The following is an 18,001-nucleotide window of genomic DNA, read 5'->3' on the forward strand; positions in this document are numbered from 1 at the left end:
GGCAGAGGACCGGGCCAGGGTGGCTCACTTTTCGCTGTCGCCTCCCCCTGCCATGGCAGGGGGAGGCCCCGGGGTAACCCGCCTACGTAATTGACGCGACCCGCCTACGTAGTTGACACCGGGCACCAGCCTCCTCGGCCTCCACCTCAAGCCAGAGGGCGATGGCCTCACGGATGTTTTCCAGGGCCTCATCGCGGCTCTCCCCCTGCGAATGGCACCCCGGCTAGATCCAGACAGCTCACCGCCCATCCTTCTTCCGTTTCCAGGAGACGAATGCGATAGCTCATGGTGTGGCCCAGTCCTTATGAGCCGGTCTGGCGGGTCTCAAACCGCCAACGCCGCCGCTATGCCAAGCAACAGCTGGTGTGCAACACAACAGCCTGGCAGCCACGCCGCCGGGATCTCCCGCTCCAGCCGCCACAGAGATTCCCCCACGCCATCGGCCGCTCACCCTCGTGGCTGTCGTAGGTGGCAAACCCCAGGCACACGAAGGGTTCGGTGGGGGCGCCGGGGCGGCCGTCCTGCTTGCGTTGCTCGCGCACAAACAGCAGCACCCGTGAACCGCGCGCCTCGTGGTGGATAGATCGCTGGCCGGTGGGGGAGGCGGCGGTGGTGGTGCTCTGGCTTTCCCAGTGGAATAGCGATGGGCCGAGGGCCAGGTCGCGGTAGCGGGTGGAGGGGGAGAAGAGGGCCTCGCTTTTGCGCAGGGTGATGAACAGCAGGTCGGTGGCGCTGGCTTGGTGAGCGAGCACGCCTTCGCGGTGGATCCAGGGGGCTTCGGTGCTGAGCACGCCATAGCCGCAGGCTTCTGCGTAGCAGTGGGCCGCTTCGATCTCGGCGCGGCTGTAGTGGCCGTGCACGCGCAACGGCACCGGCAGCGCCCAGGGCAGCGGATGGAGGCGGCGATGAGGTTGCTTTAGGGGGCGTTCGGCGAGCAACTCCAGCAGCTGGATCAGCTCTTCGCGCCAGGCGCATGCTTGCCAGAGCACCGCCAGGGCCTGATCGAGGGGCCGCCACTGGCGGCCGGTGCCGAAATCCGGCTCCAACCCTGCCGTTGTTGATCCTCTGCTGGATCCGAGGACTCTCCTGCTGCCCACTAACCCGGCTCCTGCTGCAGCGTGCCGAGAGGATCGTGGCCTGTCCTGGGAAGCTTCGCGATGATGAACCCCATGACCACAACGCCGACCCCTCTGGTGACTCGCGAGGCGCTGCTGGCGTTCACGCAGCGGTTGGTGGAGCGCTACGCCCCTGAGAAGGTGATCCTGTTCGGTTCTTTGGCTCGTGGAGATGCGCGCTGGGATTCCGATGCCGACATCCTGGTCGTGATGCCCTTCGAGGGACGCCACCTGGCCAAGATCCGTGAAATGCGCCGACTCTGCCAGGCACTATTTCCCCTGGATCTCCTGGTCCGGCGGCCTGAGGAAGTTGAGGTTCGCTACCGGGGGGGCGATCCGGTCGTACGCGAGGCGCTTGATCATGGCGAGGTGCTGCATGGCTGAACCTTGGTCAGCTGTTCCGGAGTGGATCGCCAAGGCCGAGGGCGATTGGGAAGCCTTGGAGATCCTCCTGACAAGAAACAGTCCAGGCTTGCGTGATGCGGTGGTGTTTCACGCCCAGCAATGCGTGGAGAAACTGCTGAAAGCTCGGTTGATCCAACTTGGGCAGCCGGTTGACAAGATCCATGATCTGGCTGCCCTGTCGCGTCAACTGGAGGCGGTGGATGGCCAATGGAGCTGGGATAGTGAGGAACTGGCTGATCTCTCCTCAGGAGCCGTGCTCGCGCGCTACCCGGGTTTTGAAACCTCAGCCGAGGAACAGGCAGAATTGGTGGAATTGGCCAGCCATCTGAGGCGGGCTCTGAGAATTCTGCTTGGCTCAGAGGAGGAGGAAGAGTGAACAAAACGACTGACGTGCTGGGATTTCAAACCGCCAACGCCATCACCGGCAGCCACGCCGCCGGGATCTCCCGCTCGAGCCGCCACAGAGATTCCCCCACGCCATCGGCCGCTCGCCTTTGTGGCCTTCGTAGCGCGCAAACCCCCAACACACGAAGGGTTCGGTGGGGGCGCCGGGGCGGCCACCCCGCTTCCGTTTGCTGAGCGGCGAGGAACCCGATGCCTTGATCAGCCGCCTGCAGCAGCTGCCGGAGCAGGAGGCCAGGGGCTGGCTGGGGCGGATCGAGGGGCTGGGCGAGCTGCTCGATGCCCAGTGGGAGGTGCGGGCCGAACCGCAGTTCCTCTCCGAACACGACGATGAATTGCGCGCGATCGAACGGGGCTACGGCGAAACCACCCTGGCTACGGCCTGGCGCGAAACCACCAACCAGGAGATGACCGCCTCGATCATGGTTGGACGACGACCTGCTGTACTTCAAGCGGGAAGGCGGTGGCTGGCCGCGGCTGAACCGGCTGTTTGGCGGTGAGTTGGATGGGGTGCTGCAGCAGTTCCAGCGGGAGGTGTGGGCGGCGTGAGGTGGCGGGTTTGGTCTAGTCTCGGTATCGACCGCCGCCGGAAAGGAACCATGCGCGCCAAGCTGTTCCGCAATGGCCGCAGCCAGGCGGTACGCCTGCCGGCCGAATTCCGTTTCGAGGGAACGGAGGTGGAGGTGCATCGGGACCTCGAAAGCGGTGCGGTGGTGCTCACACCGGTGCGGCCCTCGGCCAAGGAGTTGCTCGAGCTCAGGGATGCGCTGCTGCAGGAGCCTGGCTTCCGGGAGGAGCTGGACGCCTTTTTCGAGGGGTTGCACGACACAAGTCCTCCCGAACCGGTGGACTTTCCCTGATGGCTGCAGCGAAGAGGAGGTTGATGCTGGACACCAACGCCGTGAGTGCCTTTCTCCAACGACGCTCGCCACGCCTGGATGGCTGGGTGCGTGAGCAACGTTGTTGCCTGTCGGCGATTGTGGTGGCCGAGATCCGCTACGGCCTGGAGAAGCGGCCGACGGCGACGCGGTTGCGGGCGCTGGCGGAGTCCACCCTCGACACCCTGGAGATCCTGCCCTGGACCGAAGCCTGCAGCAGGATCTATGGCCGGCTGCGCGCTGAACTTGAACGCCATGGCAAGCCGCTGGCGGCGCTGGACCTGCTGATCGCCAGCCATGCCCTCAGCGAAGGCTGTGTCCTGGTCACCGCCGATCAGGCTTTTGCCCTTGTCGATGAACTCACCCTGGAGGCCTGGTGATGCCCACAAGCTCCCCGATGGATGAGTGGGATCTGCCTAGTGCCTCCGGCAGACTCGGGCTGCGCCCTCGGCCGGGGCGGCCATCCTGTTTGCGTTGCTCGCGCACGAACAGCTGAGGCCCACCACGCCTAGGATTTGACAGCTTGGCAGGGCAGGGCTCAATGACATCCCAACGGCTGAAGGTTGTTGTGGAGCGCCACGCCGATGGGTATGTGGCTTATCCCTTGGGCATCCATGGAGTGGTTGTGGGCCAAGGTGAGACCTACGACGAGGCGCTGGAGGATGTGCGCTCCGCGATCGCTTTCCACCGCGAAGTATTCGGCCCTGATTCACTGGATCAAGATGATCCTGTGCAGGAAGTCTTTCTGGCGGAAACGGTCCTTGCCGGCTGATGGCCAAGTTTCCAGTCGACGCGCCTCGGGATCGCGTGTTGAAGGCTTTGCAACGCTTGGGATTTGAGCTGATCCGTGAAGGAAATCACATCGCCCTGGCGCGGACGAATGAGGACGGCACGCGTACGCCCCTCACCATGCCTAACCATCGGCTGATCAAGGGGTCAACGTTGAGGTTGATTCTCAGACAATCGGAAATCAGCAGGGAAGAATTTCTTGAGGCCTACGAGGAATGCTGAACAACCCCCCTCAAACCGCCAACGCCATCACCGGCAGCCACGCCGCCGGGATCTCCCGCTCGAGCCGCCAGCGGATCGCCATCGGCCGCTCGCCTTCGTGGCTTTCGTAGGTGGCAAACCCCAGACACACGAAGGGTTCGGTGGGGGCGCCGGGGCGGCCGTCCTGTTTGCGTTGCTCACGCACGAAGAGGAGCACCCGTGAGCCGCGGGAGGCGTGGTGGATGTAGCGCTGGCCGGTGGGGGAGGCGGCGGTGGTGGTGCTCTGGCTTTCCCAGTGGAACAGCGAGGGGCCGAGGGCCAGGTCGCGGTAGCGGGTGGAGGGTGAGAAGAGGGCTTCGCTTTTGCGCAGGGTGATGAACAGCAGGTCGGTGGCGCTGGCTTGGTGCCAGAGCACGCCCTCGCGGTGGATCCAGGGGGCGTCGGTGCTGAGCACGCCGAAGGCCGCTTCGATCTCGGCGCGGCTGTAGTGGCCGTGCACGCGCAACGGCACCGGCAAGGCCCAGGGCAGCGGGTGGAGGCGGCGATCGGCGCGTTCGGCGAGCAACTCCAGCAGCTGGATCAGCTCCTCGCGCCAGGCGCCGGCCTGCCAGAGCACCTCCAGGGCCTGATCGAGGGGTCGCCACTGGCGGCCGGTGCCGAACAGCTGGGCGGTGAGCATCAGCCACTGGCGCCTCTCGCGCTCGGAGAGGGCCTGCGGATCGTGCGGCGCGGAGGCGGCCAGGGAGGCGGCGGTGGCGCGCAGACGGTCGGGGTCGTCGAGGTGGAGCAGGCCGGCGGCGATGGCGCGGCTGAGGCGCTCCTCTTGGGGATGGGGCGCACCCGCCAGGTGGGGCGGCAACCAACCCAGCTCGCGCCGCAGGGCGGTGAAGCCAGCGCCGCGGATACCGTAGAAGTCGGCCGGCTCCATGGCCAGGGCTTCGAGCCAGTGGGCCAGGCCGCTGGATGGGCCGATCACCCCCTCGGCGGCAAGGGCGCGCAACTCCTGCAGCAGCTGGGGCCGGCGCGAGGGCAGACACTGCCGCAAATTGGCCAGCACCCGCTCGCTGGAGACGCGATCGAGCACCAGCCGGCAACCGGGCGGCAGAAACGGGAACCCCTGGGCCAGCTGGTCTTCGAGCTGCCGCCGGCTGCAGCCAAGCAACGCCCGGTAGCGCAGATCAAAGCGAAAACGCCGGTGCTGCTGGCCGATGAAGTCCAAAACGGTGAGGCAGCTCTTGCCGGTGTCGGGCGACAGCCGCAGGCCCCGGCCGAGCTGCTGCAGGAACACCACCGCGCTCTCGGTGGGCCGCAAGAGCAGCACGGTGTCGATGGCGGGGATGTCGAGGCCTTCGTTGAAGAGGTCCACGGCGAAGAGGATCTGCAGGTCGCCGGATTGCAGGCGGCGCAGGGCGGCCTAGTGGATGTCGGCTTGCTGCTGCCCCTTTGGGGGGCATCCAGAAAGCCTGTTACGCCGGTGGCACTTGATACATGCCACCAGTACATCCGAACTCTATGATCCGTCCCACACCGCATCTAGTGTTTGGGGGTTTTCAGGGATCCATGCCCACACCACTGACATGGGTCACGACGCCTGCACTTGGTCAGGGGCGTTCGAGTGGTGGCAGCGCCTCAGCTGAGCTGTTCGAGGGCGGTGGCAGCCAGCGACGACGCTCTCTCCTGGAGACCTTGGTCCGTGAGATCTGTCAGAACAGCACTGATCAGCGGGTCGGACGAAAGGCTGCCGAAGTCTGTTTCGATCTGATCCTGCTGCGGGGGGAGGAGCGTGAAGCCTTCCTCGCCGCCATGAACTGGCAGACGCTCCGACCCCACCTCGCAGCTGTGAAGGGGGCAGGAGGAGCTGCTTTGACGCTTCGGGCCGGCATTGTGGCTATGGAGGCTGAGACTCTGGTCTGTCTCCGGATCAGCGACAGCGGGACGGCAGGGCTGACCGGAGACGACTGGGACGAGGAAGGCAACTTCCGGCGGCTCTGCGTCCAGAACTTCTCGACGGGGGATGAGACGGGAAGAGGGGGGAGCTTCGGCCTAGGCAAGGCTGTGAGCTGGATGCACTCCCGTCTGCTCACGGTGCTCTTCTCCTCTTCTGTGCAGGGCATGAAGGAGCAGGGGCTGCGCGTGTTCGGCCGCAGCGAGCTGCCGGCCCATGAACTCGATGGCGAAGCCTTCCTGGATGGGGCCTATCTCGGTGTGGCGGCCGATCGGGATGGGATCCCCGTTGCCCTGTCCGACTGGCGTGAGCCATCAGCCGCACGCTCATTGCAGCTTGAGCGTGCCGGCCTGAACGGTTCAGGTACGACTCTCCTTATCCCCGCCTTTCACGAACCTGATCGTGATGACGTGGGCAGTCTCGGGATCCGGGATCCTGAAGACCTCTGCCGTGATCTCACCGACGCGGCCGCGAAGTGGTTCTGGCCCGCCATCAGCTGGGGGCGACTCAAGGTGCGCTCCCGTGTGCTGTTCAGTGGGGAATCCCGGGCGAGTTATGAGAGCCAGGCCGAGGTGGGTGGGCTTTGGGCGCCCTTCCTAGCGGCCTCGCGTGTTGAACCGGCGGGTGAGCCTGCCTTGTCACCAGGTGACTCAGCAGCCATCGACATCACTGGCTTTCCACTGCCCAGACGCATCCATCCGGAGGATCGGCCCGAGCTTCTTCATCCGGCTCTCGAGACTCTGATCCGGGTTGGAGTGACTCGTGTCTCCCCCAGTGAGGCGTGTCTGCCCTGCCGCTCCACTATTGCCATGATCCGTGGTGCTGGGATGGTGGTTGATTATGCAGAGGGTCTTCGACTGCAGGATGGAGGAAGTTACTGCGCTGTCACGCTTGTCGGTTCTGCGCTACTGAATGCAGCACCTTCAGAGGCCCTTGAGATCAGCCAAGAGTTTGTCGCTGATGCTGAGGAGTATTTCCGCGCTGCCGAGCCCGTCACCCATGACGACTGGCTTCCCACAACCCGCCGGCTGCGTGAGAGCTACGACTGGAGAGGCTCGGCAGGCCGCCTCAGGGGGCTTCGGGCCGAGGTTCGGCAGATCCTTCAGCTGCGTCTTCTCAGTGATGATGAGCCTGCGCCGGATGCCGGCCCGGAGCTGCTGGTGAGAATGCTGTCCCTTGGGGAGGGATCCTCACCTGTTGCATCCGCCGCGCGGGGAGAGAAACCACGCCTGGTGATCCGCATTGATCGACAGGGATCCTGGTTTGACCCTGAAAGTGGTGGCTGGGCGCTGCATGGGGAACTGATCCGTCATGGACGTGGAGAAGGACCGGTCACAGCCGGGCTCAGCTTCCGCAGCATCGCGGATTCCGGACTGGGTGATGCGTGGCGGATCTCAGGGCTTGAAATTCATGGCTCCGAGAGGAATCTCAGCATGTCGAATACCGACGGCCGCCGCCTTGTATTCTCAGTGGAAAGTGGATTCTCCGCTGTTCCCTTCCGCTGTCTCGTGACACCCCCCGGAGGTGTCGATCCGGCCCTGACCGGCTTCCGTCAGGGAGGCTGAATCGATGGAATTTCTTCCCTGGCGAACCGTTGACCTAGATGGAGCATTCCGTGTCACCGCACCGGAGAGCATTTCGGAAGAGGTGATTCAGGAGGTGAGCAATGCTGTCACCTTCCGTTTCCGCGGCGATCTCAGCGAAGTGCGGCTGGAAATCCTGCTCACTCCGCCATGGGGCTGGGAAGAATGCTTCCTCCCTTGCGAGCAGGAAGATCCACCTGCTGTGTTGCTCTGCCGACTGATCAGCCGTTCCACCGGAAGACGCATCGTGATTCCGCTGGAGCCTGATGGTCTGGGGCTCTGGTTTGCCGAAACCTCCTACACAGCGATGCTCGACGGCGAGGAGATCCGTACCGAAGCCCTGCTGGTACGAACCCGCGAGCCCGATGCGCGGATGGACGGATTTGGCTGCAGACGAGGACAGATCCTTGGCCGGAGCAAGATCCACACTATTCGATTCACTGGACGCAGCCGCTCTTCTGAGCCCCTGTTTCACCTCCGCTGGGAAACGTTCCCATCGGGGAGCAGCCATCAGCTGTTCCGGATCCTTCCGGGGGATCCGCCCACGATCGAACTGAATTCCGCTGTGAGTTCCCCTCTGCGGCGGCTGCTGATGAGCCGTTCACGGAGGCGCAATGGCGGGGCTCTTCTGCGGGATGCACTGTTCACCAACATCTGTGCAACCGTATGGCCTGTGCTTGTATCCACAGTTCTGCATCAGCTCGAGGAGATCATCTCGGGCGATCCCGTTGCTGCTCCCGAGGAGGCCATCGAGGAGCTGGGGACCTGGCAGAAGCGTCTGCTGGCACCTTTTGCGGCAGGTCTGGCTGGAGTGGATCTTGAACCTCATGCAGCGCTGCCTCAACTCGCCATCGAACTGAAGCGCCCGGGAGGTTTCACGGCTCTTATGTTTCGTTTACCATCTCTGATCCAACAGGAAACGAGGCTGGTCAGGCTTGCTGAGGCCATGGCGGAAGGTGCCCATCTGCCCCTAGATTCTGAACCTGCGGACTCACCAAGTGGCATCACTCCTGAAACCAGGATTGAAGTGGCATGAGCAGCTGTCTTCAAAGTTTGGAGAGCCCGATCAGGGAACAGAATCTGGTTGAGGCACTGCGGAAGGGGAGGGATCTGCCCGTGCGTGATCTGCCGAGGAATGTGGATCTGGGGTTGCTGGATCAGGCGATCCAGGACGCGATAGAAGCTGGCGTGAGAGAGTCTGCCCTGGATACCGTGCTGATTGAACCCCTGCACCGCGCTCTTCGCGGGATGGATGAGGTGCTGAAGACGGATATGCGGATCTGGCACTGGCTCACCGTAGTTCGTTATCCGGATGTGGTCTGGTACCGCTGGCGGGGTTCAGTGCCTGCAGACGCCGAGGAGGGCTTTGTTCGAGGAAATGGTCGGCGCCCGGTGCCAGCCGTGCGTTTTCTGGGCACCCCATCAATCAATGGTCATGGCCGTAACACCTTTGCAAGGCTCTTCTTCGCAGCAGAGCGCTTGGTCGGCGCGGGAGACAGCGATTATGCCCTTGTGCGCCGGCTCTTCAACAGCCAGGAGCTTCATCTGGGCATCAGTGACCGTGAATATGGTCTGCTCCCGCAGGTGAGCCGTGTGCTCACCCGGCAGCTCGCTGATCTTCCGGATCAGCAGGTGAGAGCAGGTGTGAGAAATCTGAATGCACTGGGTGGCTCAATCTGTCTTGATCTGCTGGATGAAGCTGAAATCGAGAACCTGGTAAGCGCCGATCCCGTGCAAGCCAGCAGGAGAGTGTGATGGCGAAATCCACTGGAATCCATGCTGATCCTCACCGGCTGAAGGCGCTTAAGGGCCCTGAGCAGCGGCTTGATCCGCATCCTGAAGCCTGCGATCTCGAGGGCCTGCCGGATCATGTGCGCAGCCTTCAGGGCAGTAAACCACTGGCCGTTGATCTGTTCTGCGGAGCGGGTGGGCTGAGTCTTGGTCTGCATCGAGCCGGCTTTGAGGTGATCCTCGGGGCTGACATCCGCCCCGACTCGATCGCCACCCACCGCAATCACTTCGGAGGATGTTCCCACAGAGGTGATCTCAGCGATCCCGAGGAGCTGCAGAAGATCATCCTGCAGCTTAATCGTTGCGGTGATATCGCACTGGTGGCAGGAGGGCCGCCATGCCAGCCCTTCTCACGCAATATCCGGTGGCGCAAGCACGACGAGGATGTTGCCAGTCAGCACTGGCAGCTCAACAGCAGCCGAAGGGAGCTCTGGGAATCCTTCATGGCGGTGGTGGAGGATGTGCGGCCTCGGGCTTTCCTGATGGAGAATGTGCCCGACATCGCCCTAACCGGTGATCAGGAGATTTTCCGGAACGTGGTGAGCCGCGCTGAAGCAGCCGGTTACCGTGTACATGCACGTATTATCTATGCTTGGCAGTATGGAGTTCCGCAGCTTCGGCCTAGACTGTTCATCGCGGGAACACGGATCGGCTACAGCTCCCCTCTTGTGTGGCCAGAACCACAGTTCGCTGATCAGGAGGCCGCTCCCAGTCTTCTGGATGCCATCAGTGATCTGCCATCCCTTGAGGGTTACTGGTGGGAGGAGTGGCAGAAGCGTGATCAGTATGAAGGGCCATCCACCAGCTACCAAAGGCTGATGCGCGACTGGTTACCGGTTGGCAGTCAGGAGCTGCATGATCACATCACCCGAAAGGTGCGGGAAGACGACAAGGCGACCTTTCAGCTGATGCGGGCCACCGGTAAGAAGTATCACGAACTTGAGGACGAGCATCGGCGTTATCAGGTCACCAGCCGGGCTCAGCGGGAGGGTCGGATTCAGAAGGAGAGTGGCAAGGAGCACAGCTTCGGGAACAAGTACAACATTCTTGAGCCGGATCAGCCTTGCCTCACGATAACGGCCCACATGTCGAAAGATGGATACTGGTATATCCATCCGTCTCAGAACCGCACTCTCTCCATCCGGGAGGCTGCACGAGTTCAGTCTTTCCCGGATGGTTTCCGATTTCATGGCACCCCTTCCAACCGGTTCCATCAAGTGGGTGAGGCAGTTGCCCCACTGGTGGGCCTTGCTCTCGGGAATACCCTGCTTCGTGCTGTTCAGAAGGAGGAATCCGGCAGTGATTGGCTTCAGCCAGAAGATATTCGCAGTGCCCTTCTGACTTGGTATAGCACTGAAGGAGGAGGATCTCAGCTCCCATGGGCTAAACAGAGGGAGAACGGTGAAGAGATCCCAGAGTCCCTGCGCGCTTGGCGGGTATTTCTCGGTGAACTGATCGTGGCCACCATGAAGCCTGACCAGCAGATGCCATTCTGGATGAGACTTCTCAGCCGCTGGCCAAGCCATGAGGCGTTTCTTGCTGATCCTGAACCCAGCCGGCGACGCACATTCCGCAGCCTTCAGCTTGAGAAGATTGAGGGCCTCCTTCATCAGGTGGCAGTTGAGTTGAGTGAGCAGCTGCCATGGAGCGAATGGGTAAGACGGGATCTAGCGGGACTGGGGCGTGACAGGATACGGCAGTGCCTCGCCATGGTTGGTATCACAGCAGATCGATCGTGCAGTGTCGGCCTTGGTCGAATGGTTGGAAGGGTGATTGGGGATGAACAACTAGCAAATAGCGGATCTAGACAGCTTAGGGAGCTTCATCTCGGTTTGATGTTGGGTGGTGATCCCGATGGCCGTGTCTACCGAGCAGCTGTGGCTCTATCCGAGCGCTGGTGTGCTCCTGAACCGGACTGCGAAGGGAAGAAGGGTGGAGATTATGAGCCGTGCCCTCTCTCTGTTAGCGGTTTATGTGCCAGTTCGAAATAGTGGATGTCAGATATAGCTATTTTTCTGAATCGGTGTTGCCTAACAGAAGGAGGTATCGCGAGAGAGTGTTGGAGATTGTTTCAGGCCGCCCCAATTGTTGAGCACTGCATCTAATTCACATGGCTAACTTGCGGAAGCTATGAGTTGCTTTTTGTTGCCGCTCGGAATGAGATGCTTTGTCGTTGAGGTTTATAGCTTACGATTCTTGTATCTCCACATCCAAATGCTGTGCCTCCCTAGTGTGTCTGGCATGCAGCTAGACGAGTAGCCGATGAGACGTCTGACAGCCGAAGTCGGAGCTTTCCTCGCTACGAACAGACCGCTATTAGCATTTTCCAGTGTGGGTCTGGGCACGTGCTGAACATTGATCCATGAACTGGTCCACTTCGTTGTCTTTCAGAACTTCAAACAATATGCCTCCTCCATCACGGTTGAGTGTTTTCATGAATTCACGGAATGCTATTGAACTAGATGTGATCCATGGGTCTCTCTTCATGGCTCTAATTACAGCTTTCGCGAGCGGAACGCGAGCGGCAGTCCAAGGCCTTTCCACAAGCTGCATGCGGATATCAGAAGTCTTTAGAATTAGGCGAAGGGCGCCCTCGGGATCATCTGGATCAGCGATGGCAGCTATACGATAGTTCCACCAAAGCCGAGAAACTGCATTATCATCTCGAATTGCAGTACGATTAGGTGCAAACATATGACGTTGAACTTGTCCATCAAGCTTCTCGCCTATGAATGAAGACAGCCATCTCTTTCTCGAATATTCAAGGCACTCAACATGGGTAAGACGGGTCCAAATGCGCTCTTCCCGTGCCATTGCAGGAGTCATAGTAGAAAGGGCTTTGTGGACTATCAACGAGTTCTCAATGTCGGCCGCTGCTGTACTATGAGTTCCATCAAGAGCATTTAGGAGATCATAGTCTACAGAAACCCCAGCGGCCTCGATGGACCATCCGTTTTCGCATTCAAGGTCAAAAAAGTTTCCAGACTGATACCTTTCACGATTTCTACTTACATCCTGACTTAGCTTGGATAGCATAGTTTCTGACAAGTACTTGAGTGGTGATGCTGGCATTACACAACCTCATTAACTAGGCGAGAAAGCGAGCCGATGGGTGCGTCAAGTAGCTTTTCAGCATTCTCAAGAATTGAATCACTGGAGTCTGGATCAACTCCCTTTGAATCGCATCGTGCCATAAATGGAGAATACCAGCGCTGTGTTTCATACTGCGAGAGATTGCCGCGGAGGGCATCAAGAACCTCCATGATCACTGGGAGATAAATCCCGTTCAAAACAACTGGTTTACCCTCTGTCCGCTCTCGGAGCAAAAGAATAGTCTTATGTGTTTCCTCGGAGGCTAGAATCGTAATTTTGTCGCGCATTAAGTCAACTTGTAACTTGCCAATCTCAACTTCAGGTGAGCAAACTAATTCAAAGATGCTTTCAATTGCCAATAGCTTCGCTTGGCCAACCGATATTATATCTTCATCGCCTATTGCAATTATGTCACCACAGTTGATCTCGACTGGCGGCGAGAACTCTGGATGAATTGTCCCCGGATTCCAGCTGGCCACAGACTTTACCATCCATATAACAGGCCTAATCGATACACGACTAAGCAACTTTCCAGGAGCGAAGTCTAAGCAGCCTTTTGGCCACGGCATCATGCGGAGATCGGTGTAGAATGTGTCAAGACAGCTGATAAAACAGCCAACGCAAGCGGAACCACTTTTGACAAGTTCGATAATCCCGGCTTCGGTTAATGTAATCTCATGCTCTAGCCTAAGGCCACCTGTAGTAGCATCTTCTATTACCTGAAAGTTTACCTCGAAGCCACCTGTCGTAAAGTCTCCTGAGCCGAGGCCCAAAACTGGATGTGGATATCTGGTTTCTTCTGAAAATCTCATGGCTTTACCTCTGATGGCTCAGCATCAGAAACCGCAACTAGCTCAATAGGGCCATTGTAGGGTTCGTCCAACTCAACGGTTGCTTTGCAACGCTCATTCGCTCTAGCCTCGATGATGAGCTTTCCTGAGGATGTCCTACCTTTGTCCGTCTTTACTACATAAAGACTATCCGGTGCATTAACCCCGGTCGCTTGTAGAATAATCTGAATGAGTCCGGCTTCTTCTGGGCTGAAGAGCAGCTCTCTTGATTTACCTGTTGTCGAAGCACTAGGAGGGATTCGGTTACGTACATCCCGCAGAACTACCAGTCTCTCCTCTCCGCTAGTACCCTTACCCCTTGCCCCAGTGCCTGCTCCAGGCCTACTTCCACCACCGCCATTTCGATTTGTACTTGTACTAGTTGCATTGCTTCCACCCTGCTCACCTCCTGTTGGAGTTGGAACGACATGAGGCTTCGCTTTTGACCTCTGTGGCTTGTAAGTATATCTTTCTGGGTCGTCTTCGGCACTAGGCGTTGATGGGTTTTCAATCTTCCCAGATTCAGCAAAGTATTTGCCAAGCTCATCTAGGACAACCGAATCCGCATGCGTAACTCCGGTAGTACTTCTAATAATCTCTCGGAGCTCCGAGGCTAACCGTCTCATTGCAATAGTCGCGATTCTTCGCTTGTGGAGATCCGCAATCCGCTCAGCAGAAAAACCATCGTGGGTTGGATTCTCAAGTTTCTTGAGCAAGACTCCGGCATCAGTGTCGATTGGCTCTACTATTACAACAAAATCTCGAGACCCTGGGAAGCGAGCTAAGGCGTGCCCAAAGTTTCTTAAATTGTCGGTGATCAGCATTCCATTGCGAATGAACCCTACTCGACAGGGAAGGCCATCACCAACAAGAATGCGAACGCGAACCTTGCCTAGATCGGGAATACTAAGGGTTTTCTCATCAGCTCTATCTGATACTAAGCATTGATACATCTGCTCAGCAAAGGTAAGATCAGCTTGATGGCCCATCCGTTCGGAGGCTTCCACAATATCGGGCCTAGTCAATAGGCTAGGCAGGGTGGTCCGGTTTATAAACATCTTTCCCTTGTCAATCTCAAATTCCATCTCTTCTCGATTAATGGCGCAGAAGAAGTTAGAGATAAGTGAATATGTTATCCTCTCCGCCCACCCCTCTGCAGCTCGGAAGCCCATGCAAAAGATGGATGTGCCAATCTCACGACGAATCATCCATTCTGGCACTTTAGACTGATCGGTCACTGCGGTAAATCCTTCGGGGTTACCCCAATACCCTGTGGCACGCATCCTATTGCCACTCTTGTCTGTGTGGGATACCAGCTTTACCTTACCTTGAGCGGCAAACTCCTTTTGTTTTGTATCAGTATCCGCATAAAGTGTCGAATAAAACACAGTCTGTAAGTCAGAAACTGCGAATGATGCATTCTTGCCAATACCAAACGAGCCTCCAGAGTCAATTGCTGTTTTGGCTGTCACGCCGGATGCCTTAACCAGTGAGTGAAAAGGAGTGCCCTCTCGATCGGGAGGTCCAAGTAATCCTAAGGTGTTGAAATCAGAAATCTCAAGCACTGATATCTCTTCTCTATCAAGTAAGCTGGCTGCATTCGTGAAGAAATCTCTCTCGCGTTCTTGCTCAGCTTTCTCCTTGCATGCATCGACTGCATCTCTTAGCAAATCGCTAGATGGCAGGCTTTGCCGATGGATCAAAAACTGATTAAACGACATCTTCACGGGCACTCCTTCCTGCCCATTTGCTGCATCACGGCTATTTTGACCAGCCTCCCTCGCGCAGCTCGCATATGGTTCATCTCGGAATGATTCGATGCCAGCGTCAGCTAGTCCTTCCTTTTCCCCGGCTTCATTTGCTAGAAATCTCAAAACTGGGTCAGGAACTAATTCTTCCAAGGATGTCATGATGTGTTGTCGCGTGAAATAAGGTGATACTCCACCACTAAAGCCTCCACTCGTCTTGCTGCTTGACTCTTGTGGCAAACATACTCTCTAATTCTTTGATCTTGTCCTTGAAGGCTTTTAAGATCTTGGCGACCTCGTCGTCCGTATAGCTATAATTGCTTCGATTAGAAAGATTTCCAACTAGGTCTAATGCTTTTAAAGCTTTGGGCACGCGCTTATTTGCGAGGATTCGGAACTTATCAGAGTTCGACTCTTTCTGCAGTTCTCTAGATTGTGTCATTGCTTGCAAGCCAAATTAATCAGTCCAGTGAGAACTCTTGATGCTTGGAATCACCTAAGGGTTTAAAGCTAGTCATGACCTCGTCGAGCTTTGAGCGCAGTCGTCTCTCAATCTTGGAAATGTCTTCTTGGCTGTACGCAGAGCGTCGCATCCCGAGCTTGCCCAGCGAGTCAAGGCTATCCAGCAGCTTGTTGACCCTGCCGTTGGCGAGCCTTACGAAAGCCTCCCTAGGGGATTCTTGGTTGGTCTTGGCCATGAGCGACCTCATCGTACTCCCAGATCTTGGCACAGGTGGGGCAGATATGCAAGCTACACCGTCCATATGGCTCTAGCTACTGGGCCAGACCCCCTTTCCTAGGGGCCTGAAGAGGGTCTTTGCGGTCCCACCGATTCATGGTACGCGTGCCTGGCTCGCCATGGTCCGGCAAACCGTCAGCTCCTCCAATGAGCACTCCCTTGCTGAGCTCTCCTTCAGGGCGCTGAGCTGCTCCCGCCGCAGCTTCAGCAGCTCCACCACCGCGTTCCATTCCGGCTGGTGCAACGCCAACCCATCGGCAACATGCCGCCGCGGGATCACCAGGCTGTGCCCACGCGTCACCGGATCGGCATCGGCGATGCACAGCGCCAGTTCGTTTTCCAGCAGCACCCGGCCGCTGGCCTCCAGCGCGCAGAACACACAACCGTCCTGGCGATGGGCGTAGCTGGCCTGCAATCCGCGGAAGTCGGTGGTGCCCTCTTGCGTAGGCAAACTGCATCGCGCTTGCCGGCATTGCAGCGGAAGCAGAGGGCCTGCAGGTTGCTGAGTTCGTCCGATCCGCCCTGGTTCCTGGGCACGATGTGGTCCACCTCCAGGGCCCTTTGGTGCTGGGTTTGCTGAGCAACAGCCGGCGCCGCAGCATTCGCAGTGGCCCTTGGCACGGGTAAGCACCCGGACTTTGATCGAGCCGCTGATCGGGGTGCGGTGGCGGCTCCTGTGGGCGAATACCTCCTCGCCGCGCTGCATTCGGAAGGCATCGAGGCGCTGGCGGCAGAGCTGCAGCAGCTCGTCGCGCTCGGCGTCGCTCAGTTCCTCGCCGCCCACCAGGTCGTAGGTGCCCCGCTCGTAGCGGGTGATGCCGTTGAAGGTGAACCTTGCCCACCATCCGCTTGACGCGCTCTGTGTAGTAATCGATCTGGGTCACGTCTTCCCCCAGGATCCGCCGGGCAACGTCCTGCGCGGGGGCGGGGCTGCGGCGTCCCAGGAGCTCCATGAGCATCAGGGGTTGGTAGATGTGGCTCATGCGCATGCGTTTCGCGATGTAGTCGCGTAGGCGCTCGTAGGTGGGGGAGGGGGTTTGGGGCATGAGGGGATCCTGGCGCTGTGGGGGCCAGTGCTGGGGCGGGGTGTGACGGGGGGTGGCACTTGTAAGAGGAGGAACACAGCTAAGTCAGGCCGCCATGTCAGCTAGTGATCGCCTTCGCCCGGTCCCACTGCCCGGCGTGCCTACGTCCGGCGGGGGTAAGGTAACGGTGTGATCAGGTCGTTTCGTTGCCGCGACACCCAGGCCCTCTTTGAGGGGAGGCCTGTGAGGCGGTTTGGAGGCTTCGCTCGCGCGGCCTTCCGCAAGCTCGCCATCCTCGATGCCGCGGGATGCCTCAACGATCTGCAGATTCCACCAGGCAATCGCCTGGAGCCGCTCAAGGGGAACCGCCATGGCCAGCACAGCATCCGCATCAATGACCAGTTCCGGCTCTGCTTTGTCTGGATGGAAGCCGGGCCAGAGGAGGTCGAAATCGTTGATTACCACTGACTTGCTGCTGGTGCATCCGGGCGAGGTGCTGCTGGAGGAGTTCCTCAGACCGATGGGCATCAGTCAGTACCGGCTGGCGCTGGCGATCGGCGTACCGGAGAGCCGCATCAACGCGATCGTGAAGGGGCGGCGGACGATCAGTGCCGACACCGATCTGCGCCTGTGCCGTTTCTTCGGCCTCAGCGAAGGTTTCTGGCTGAGGATGCAGGCCAGCCATGATCTGAAGCTGGCCAAACAGGCTCTTGGGGGCGTGCTGCACTCCATCGAACCGTTCCAGCCCACCTGATCTGGTTTCGGGATCGACGGCCCGCATCCACCACCGCGTTCCATTTCGGCTGGTGCAACGCCAACCCATCGGCCCCATGCCCGGACTTAGATCAAGCCGCTGATCGGCGTGCGGTGGCGGCTCCTGTGCCCGAAGCCGCAGGCTTCTGCGTGAGCAAACAGCCCACCTCCTCGCCGCGCTGCACTCGGAAGGCATCGAGGCGCTGGCGGCACAGTTGCAGCAGCTCTTCGCGCCCGGCGTCGCTCAGTTCTACTGCTGCGCAGAAGCCTTCGGCTACGCCGCCCACAAGGTCGTAGGCGCCCTGGTCGTAGCGGTTGATGCCGTTGAAGGTGAACCTTGCCCACCATCCGCTTGATGCGCTCTGTGTAGTCATCGATCTGGGTCACGTCTTCGCCCAGGATCCGCCGGGCCACGTCCTGCGCGGGGGCCAGGTTTTGTTTTGGGCGGCCCGCCAGGCAATCGCCCCTACTGGGACGCCTTCTGGCGTGGGCGCGGGGCGGCTGCAGTTAACCCGGCTCAGGGTCTGGCATGCCGCCCCAGTCCCTTTGCCCGATAGGGGCAGCAAGCATCCCGCCCACCGCTGTCAGACTGGGACCATTGGAGAGCACCATGCAGGAAATCCTTTTCTTGGTCGAGGAAGCGGAGGATGGCTCCTTTCGGGCCAGTGCCGCCGCTGCCGCCATTCACACCGAGGCCGACACGC

The 18,001-nt window shown here is 59.3% G+C and carries 21 protein-coding genes and 3 pseudogenes; 14 read left to right on the forward strand and 10 right to left on the reverse strand.

Features of this window, described 5'->3' with window-relative positions; translation table 11 throughout:
* Nucleotides 1-82 precede the first annotated feature (82 nt).
* Together KBZ12_RS18580 and KBZ12_RS17550 are read right to left on the reverse strand one after the other, a co-directional pair.
* Nucleotides 83-184, reverse strand: a complete 102-nt coding sequence (locus KBZ12_RS18580; protein ID WP_315859335.1) for a hypothetical protein — start codon at nucleotides 182-184, stop codon at nucleotides 83-85.
* A 140-nt stretch (nucleotides 185-324) separates the two neighbouring features.
* A pseudogene (locus tag KBZ12_RS17550) lies at nucleotides 325-1,034 on the reverse strand (DUF3427 domain-containing protein); the annotation flags it as partial.
* Between the two features lie 135 nt (nucleotides 1,035-1,169).
* Here KBZ12_RS17550 and KBZ12_RS17555 point away from each other — a divergent pair.
* From KBZ12_RS17555 to KBZ12_RS17585, 7 genes are all read left to right on the forward strand, one after another.
* Entirely contained in the window at nucleotides 1,170-1,499 is a 330-nt protein-coding gene (locus KBZ12_RS17555) for a nucleotidyltransferase domain-containing protein (protein WP_254959358.1), read from the forward strand.
* Nucleotides 1,492-1,896 (forward strand): HEPN domain-containing protein, encoded by a 405-nt coding sequence (locus KBZ12_RS17560; RefSeq protein ID WP_254959359.1) that lies wholly within the window; start codon nucleotides 1,492-1,494, stop codon nucleotides 1,894-1,896. Before KBZ12_RS17555 ends, KBZ12_RS17560 begins: the two co-directional genes overlap by 8 nt.
* Nucleotides 1,897-2,092: 196 nt before the next feature.
* Complete coding sequence (locus KBZ12_RS17565; protein ID WP_254959360.1) at nucleotides 2,093-2,422, forward strand: hypothetical protein; 330 nt, start codon at nucleotides 2,093-2,095, stop codon at nucleotides 2,420-2,422.
* Nucleotides 2,423-2,521: 99 nt separating this feature from the next.
* A complete protein-coding gene (locus KBZ12_RS17570; protein WP_254959361.1) occupies nucleotides 2,522-2,782 on the forward strand; it encodes an antitoxin in 261 nt (86 codons plus the stop codon).
* 23 nt (nucleotides 2,783-2,805) lie between these two features.
* The gene (locus KBZ12_RS17575) at nucleotides 2,806-3,180 is read left to right on the forward strand and encodes a type II toxin-antitoxin system VapC family toxin (protein ID WP_254959362.1); all 375 of its coding nucleotides are present in this window, start codon (nucleotides 2,806-2,808) and stop codon (nucleotides 3,178-3,180) included.
* Between the two features lie 161 nt (nucleotides 3,181-3,341).
* Nucleotides 3,342-3,572: a type II toxin-antitoxin system HicB family antitoxin gene (locus KBZ12_RS17580; RefSeq protein WP_254959363.1), complete on the forward strand. Its 231-nt coding sequence runs from the start codon at nucleotides 3,342-3,344 to the stop codon at nucleotides 3,570-3,572.
* Nucleotides 3,572-3,811 carry a type II toxin-antitoxin system HicA family toxin gene (locus KBZ12_RS17585; protein WP_254959364.1) on the forward strand — a complete coding sequence of 80 codons (240 nt, stop codon included), beginning with the start codon at nucleotides 3,572-3,574 and terminating at the stop codon, nucleotides 3,809-3,811. The genes KBZ12_RS17580 and KBZ12_RS17585 overlap by 1 nt, the downstream gene beginning before the upstream one ends.
* Nucleotides 3,812-3,821: 10 nt before the next feature.
* Here KBZ12_RS17585 and KBZ12_RS17590 read toward each other — a convergent pair.
* Nucleotides 3,822-5,201, reverse strand: a pseudogene (locus KBZ12_RS17590) (DUF3427 domain-containing protein); the annotation flags it as partial.
* 275 nt (nucleotides 5,202-5,476) lie between these two features.
* On the opposite strand from KBZ12_RS17590, the gene KBZ12_RS17595 reads away from it, so the two are divergent.
* The 4 genes from KBZ12_RS17595 to KBZ12_RS17610 all read left to right on the forward strand — a co-directional run bounded on the left by KBZ12_RS17595 (nucleotide 5,477) and on the right by KBZ12_RS17610 (nucleotide 11,100).
* Complete coding sequence (locus tag KBZ12_RS17595) at nucleotides 5,477-7,300, forward strand: hypothetical protein (RefSeq protein WP_254959365.1); 1,824 nt, start codon at nucleotides 5,477-5,479, stop codon at nucleotides 7,298-7,300.
* Nucleotides 7,301-7,304: 4 nt separating this feature from the next.
* Nucleotides 7,305-8,354 (forward strand): hypothetical protein, encoded by a 1,050-nt coding sequence (locus KBZ12_RS17600; protein ID WP_254959366.1) that lies wholly within the window; start codon nucleotides 7,305-7,307, stop codon nucleotides 8,352-8,354.
* Between the two features lie 80 nt (nucleotides 8,355-8,434).
* Nucleotides 8,435-9,073 (forward strand): DUF6339 family protein, encoded by a 639-nt coding sequence (locus KBZ12_RS17605; RefSeq protein ID WP_254959367.1) that lies wholly within the window; start codon nucleotides 8,435-8,437, stop codon nucleotides 9,071-9,073.
* Entirely contained in the window at nucleotides 9,073-11,100 is a 2,028-nt protein-coding gene (locus KBZ12_RS17610; RefSeq protein WP_254959368.1) for a DNA cytosine methyltransferase, read from the forward strand. The genes KBZ12_RS17605 and KBZ12_RS17610 overlap by 1 nt, the downstream gene beginning before the upstream one ends.
* A gap of 325 nt (nucleotides 11,101-11,425) precedes the next feature.
* Here the strand turns inward: KBZ12_RS17610 and KBZ12_RS17615 are convergent, their stop codons facing one another.
* The 6 genes and pseudogenes from KBZ12_RS17615 to KBZ12_RS18765 form a co-directional block, all read right to left on the reverse strand.
* Nucleotides 11,426-12,181: a DUF6339 family protein gene (locus KBZ12_RS17615; RefSeq protein ID WP_254959369.1), complete on the reverse strand. Its 756-nt coding sequence runs from the start codon at nucleotides 12,179-12,181 to the stop codon at nucleotides 11,426-11,428.
* The gene (locus KBZ12_RS17620) at nucleotides 12,181-13,014 is read right to left on the reverse strand and encodes a hypothetical protein (protein ID WP_254959370.1); all 834 of its coding nucleotides are present in this window, start codon (nucleotides 13,012-13,014) and stop codon (nucleotides 12,181-12,183) included. Before KBZ12_RS17620 ends, KBZ12_RS17615 begins: the two co-directional genes overlap by 1 nt.
* Nucleotides 13,011-14,942, reverse strand: coding sequence for a hypothetical protein (locus KBZ12_RS17625; RefSeq protein WP_254959371.1), 1,932 nt, complete (start codon nucleotides 14,940-14,942; stop codon nucleotides 13,011-13,013). The genes KBZ12_RS17620 and KBZ12_RS17625 overlap by 4 nt, the downstream gene beginning before the upstream one ends.
* Before the next feature lie 299 nt (nucleotides 14,943-15,241).
* Nucleotides 15,242-15,478: a hypothetical protein gene (locus KBZ12_RS17630; protein ID WP_254959372.1), complete on the reverse strand. Its 237-nt coding sequence runs from the start codon at nucleotides 15,476-15,478 to the stop codon at nucleotides 15,242-15,244.
* Between the two features lie 135 nt (nucleotides 15,479-15,613).
* Entirely contained in the window at nucleotides 15,614-15,970 is a 357-nt protein-coding gene (locus KBZ12_RS17635) for an HIT family protein (protein WP_254959373.1), read from the reverse strand.
* A gap of 56 nt (nucleotides 15,971-16,026) precedes the next feature.
* Nucleotides 16,027-16,236: pseudogene (locus KBZ12_RS18765) on the reverse strand (hypothetical protein); the annotation flags it as partial.
* Between KBZ12_RS18765 and KBZ12_RS17640 the strand changes: the two are divergent.
* From KBZ12_RS17640 to KBZ12_RS17650, 3 genes are all read left to right on the forward strand, one after another.
* Nucleotides 16,196-16,372, forward strand: a complete 177-nt coding sequence (locus KBZ12_RS17640; RefSeq protein ID WP_254959374.1) for a hypothetical protein — start codon at nucleotides 16,196-16,198, stop codon at nucleotides 16,370-16,372. The pseudogene KBZ12_RS18765 and the gene KBZ12_RS17640 overlap by 41 nt on opposite strands.
* A 415-nt stretch (nucleotides 16,373-16,787) precedes the next feature.
* A complete protein-coding gene (locus KBZ12_RS17645) occupies nucleotides 16,788-17,012 on the forward strand; it encodes a type II toxin-antitoxin system RelE/ParE family toxin (protein WP_315859334.1) in 225 nt (74 codons plus the stop codon).
* Nucleotides 16,999-17,298 carry a HigA family addiction module antitoxin gene (locus KBZ12_RS17650; RefSeq protein ID WP_254959376.1) on the forward strand — a complete coding sequence of 100 codons (300 nt, stop codon included), beginning with the start codon at nucleotides 16,999-17,001 and terminating at the stop codon, nucleotides 17,296-17,298. The genes KBZ12_RS17645 and KBZ12_RS17650 overlap by 14 nt, the downstream gene beginning before the upstream one ends.
* 91 nt (nucleotides 17,299-17,389) lie before the next feature.
* Here KBZ12_RS17650 and KBZ12_RS17655 read toward each other — a convergent pair whose 3' ends face one another.
* The gene (locus KBZ12_RS17655) at nucleotides 17,390-17,671 is read right to left on the reverse strand and encodes a hypothetical protein (RefSeq protein WP_254959377.1); all 282 of its coding nucleotides are present in this window, start codon (nucleotides 17,669-17,671) and stop codon (nucleotides 17,390-17,392) included.
* Between the last annotated feature and the right edge of the window lie 330 nt (nucleotides 17,672-18,001).

It is taken from the genome of Cyanobium sp. Cruz CV13-4-11 (genome assembly GCF_024346055.1).
Lineage (GTDB): Bacteria > Cyanobacteriota > Cyanobacteriia > PCC-6307 > Cyanobiaceae > Cyanobium.

Bases quoted from the DNA above. Each gene is read 5' to 3' on its own strand.
- KBZ12_RS17555 (WP_254959358.1), top strand. From the start codon at position 1,170: ATGACCACAACGCCGACCCCTCTGGTGACTCGCGAGGCGCTGCTGGCG.
- KBZ12_RS17560 (WP_254959359.1), top strand. From the start codon at position 1,492: ATGGCTGAACCTTGGTCAGCTGTTCCGGAGTGGATCGCCAAGGCCGAG.
- KBZ12_RS17570 (WP_254959361.1), top strand. From the start codon at position 2,522: ATGCGCGCCAAGCTGTTCCGCAATGGCCGCAGCCAGGCGGTACGCCTG.
- KBZ12_RS17575 (WP_254959362.1), top strand. From the start codon at position 2,806: ATGCTGGACACCAACGCCGTGAGTGCCTTTCTCCAACGACGCTCGCCA.
- KBZ12_RS17580 (WP_254959363.1), top strand. From the start codon at position 3,342: ATGACATCCCAACGGCTGAAGGTTGTTGTGGAGCGCCACGCCGATGGG.
- KBZ12_RS17585 (WP_254959364.1), top strand. From the start codon at position 3,572: ATGGCCAAGTTTCCAGTCGACGCGCCTCGGGATCGCGTGTTGAAGGCT.
- KBZ12_RS17600 (WP_254959366.1), top strand. From the start codon at position 7,305: ATGGAATTTCTTCCCTGGCGAACCGTTGACCTAGATGGAGCATTCCGT.
- KBZ12_RS17610 (WP_254959368.1), top strand. From the start codon at position 9,073: ATGGCGAAATCCACTGGAATCCATGCTGATCCTCACCGGCTGAAGGCG.
- KBZ12_RS17615 (WP_254959369.1), bottom strand. From the start codon at position 12,181: ATGCCAGCATCACCACTCAAGTACTTGTCAGAAACTATGCTATCCAAG.
- KBZ12_RS17620 (WP_254959370.1), bottom strand. From the start codon at position 13,014: ATGAGATTTTCAGAAGAAACCAGATATCCACATCCAGTTTTGGGCCTC.
- KBZ12_RS17625 (WP_254959371.1), bottom strand. From the start codon at position 14,942: ATGACATCCTTGGAAGAATTAGTTCCTGACCCAGTTTTGAGATTTCTA.
- KBZ12_RS17630 (WP_254959372.1), bottom strand. From the start codon at position 15,478: ATGGCCAAGACCAACCAAGAATCCCCTAGGGAGGCTTTCGTAAGGCTC.
- KBZ12_RS17655 (WP_254959377.1), bottom strand. From the start codon at position 17,671: ATGACTACACAGAGCGCATCAAGCGGATGGTGGGCAAGGTTCACCTTC.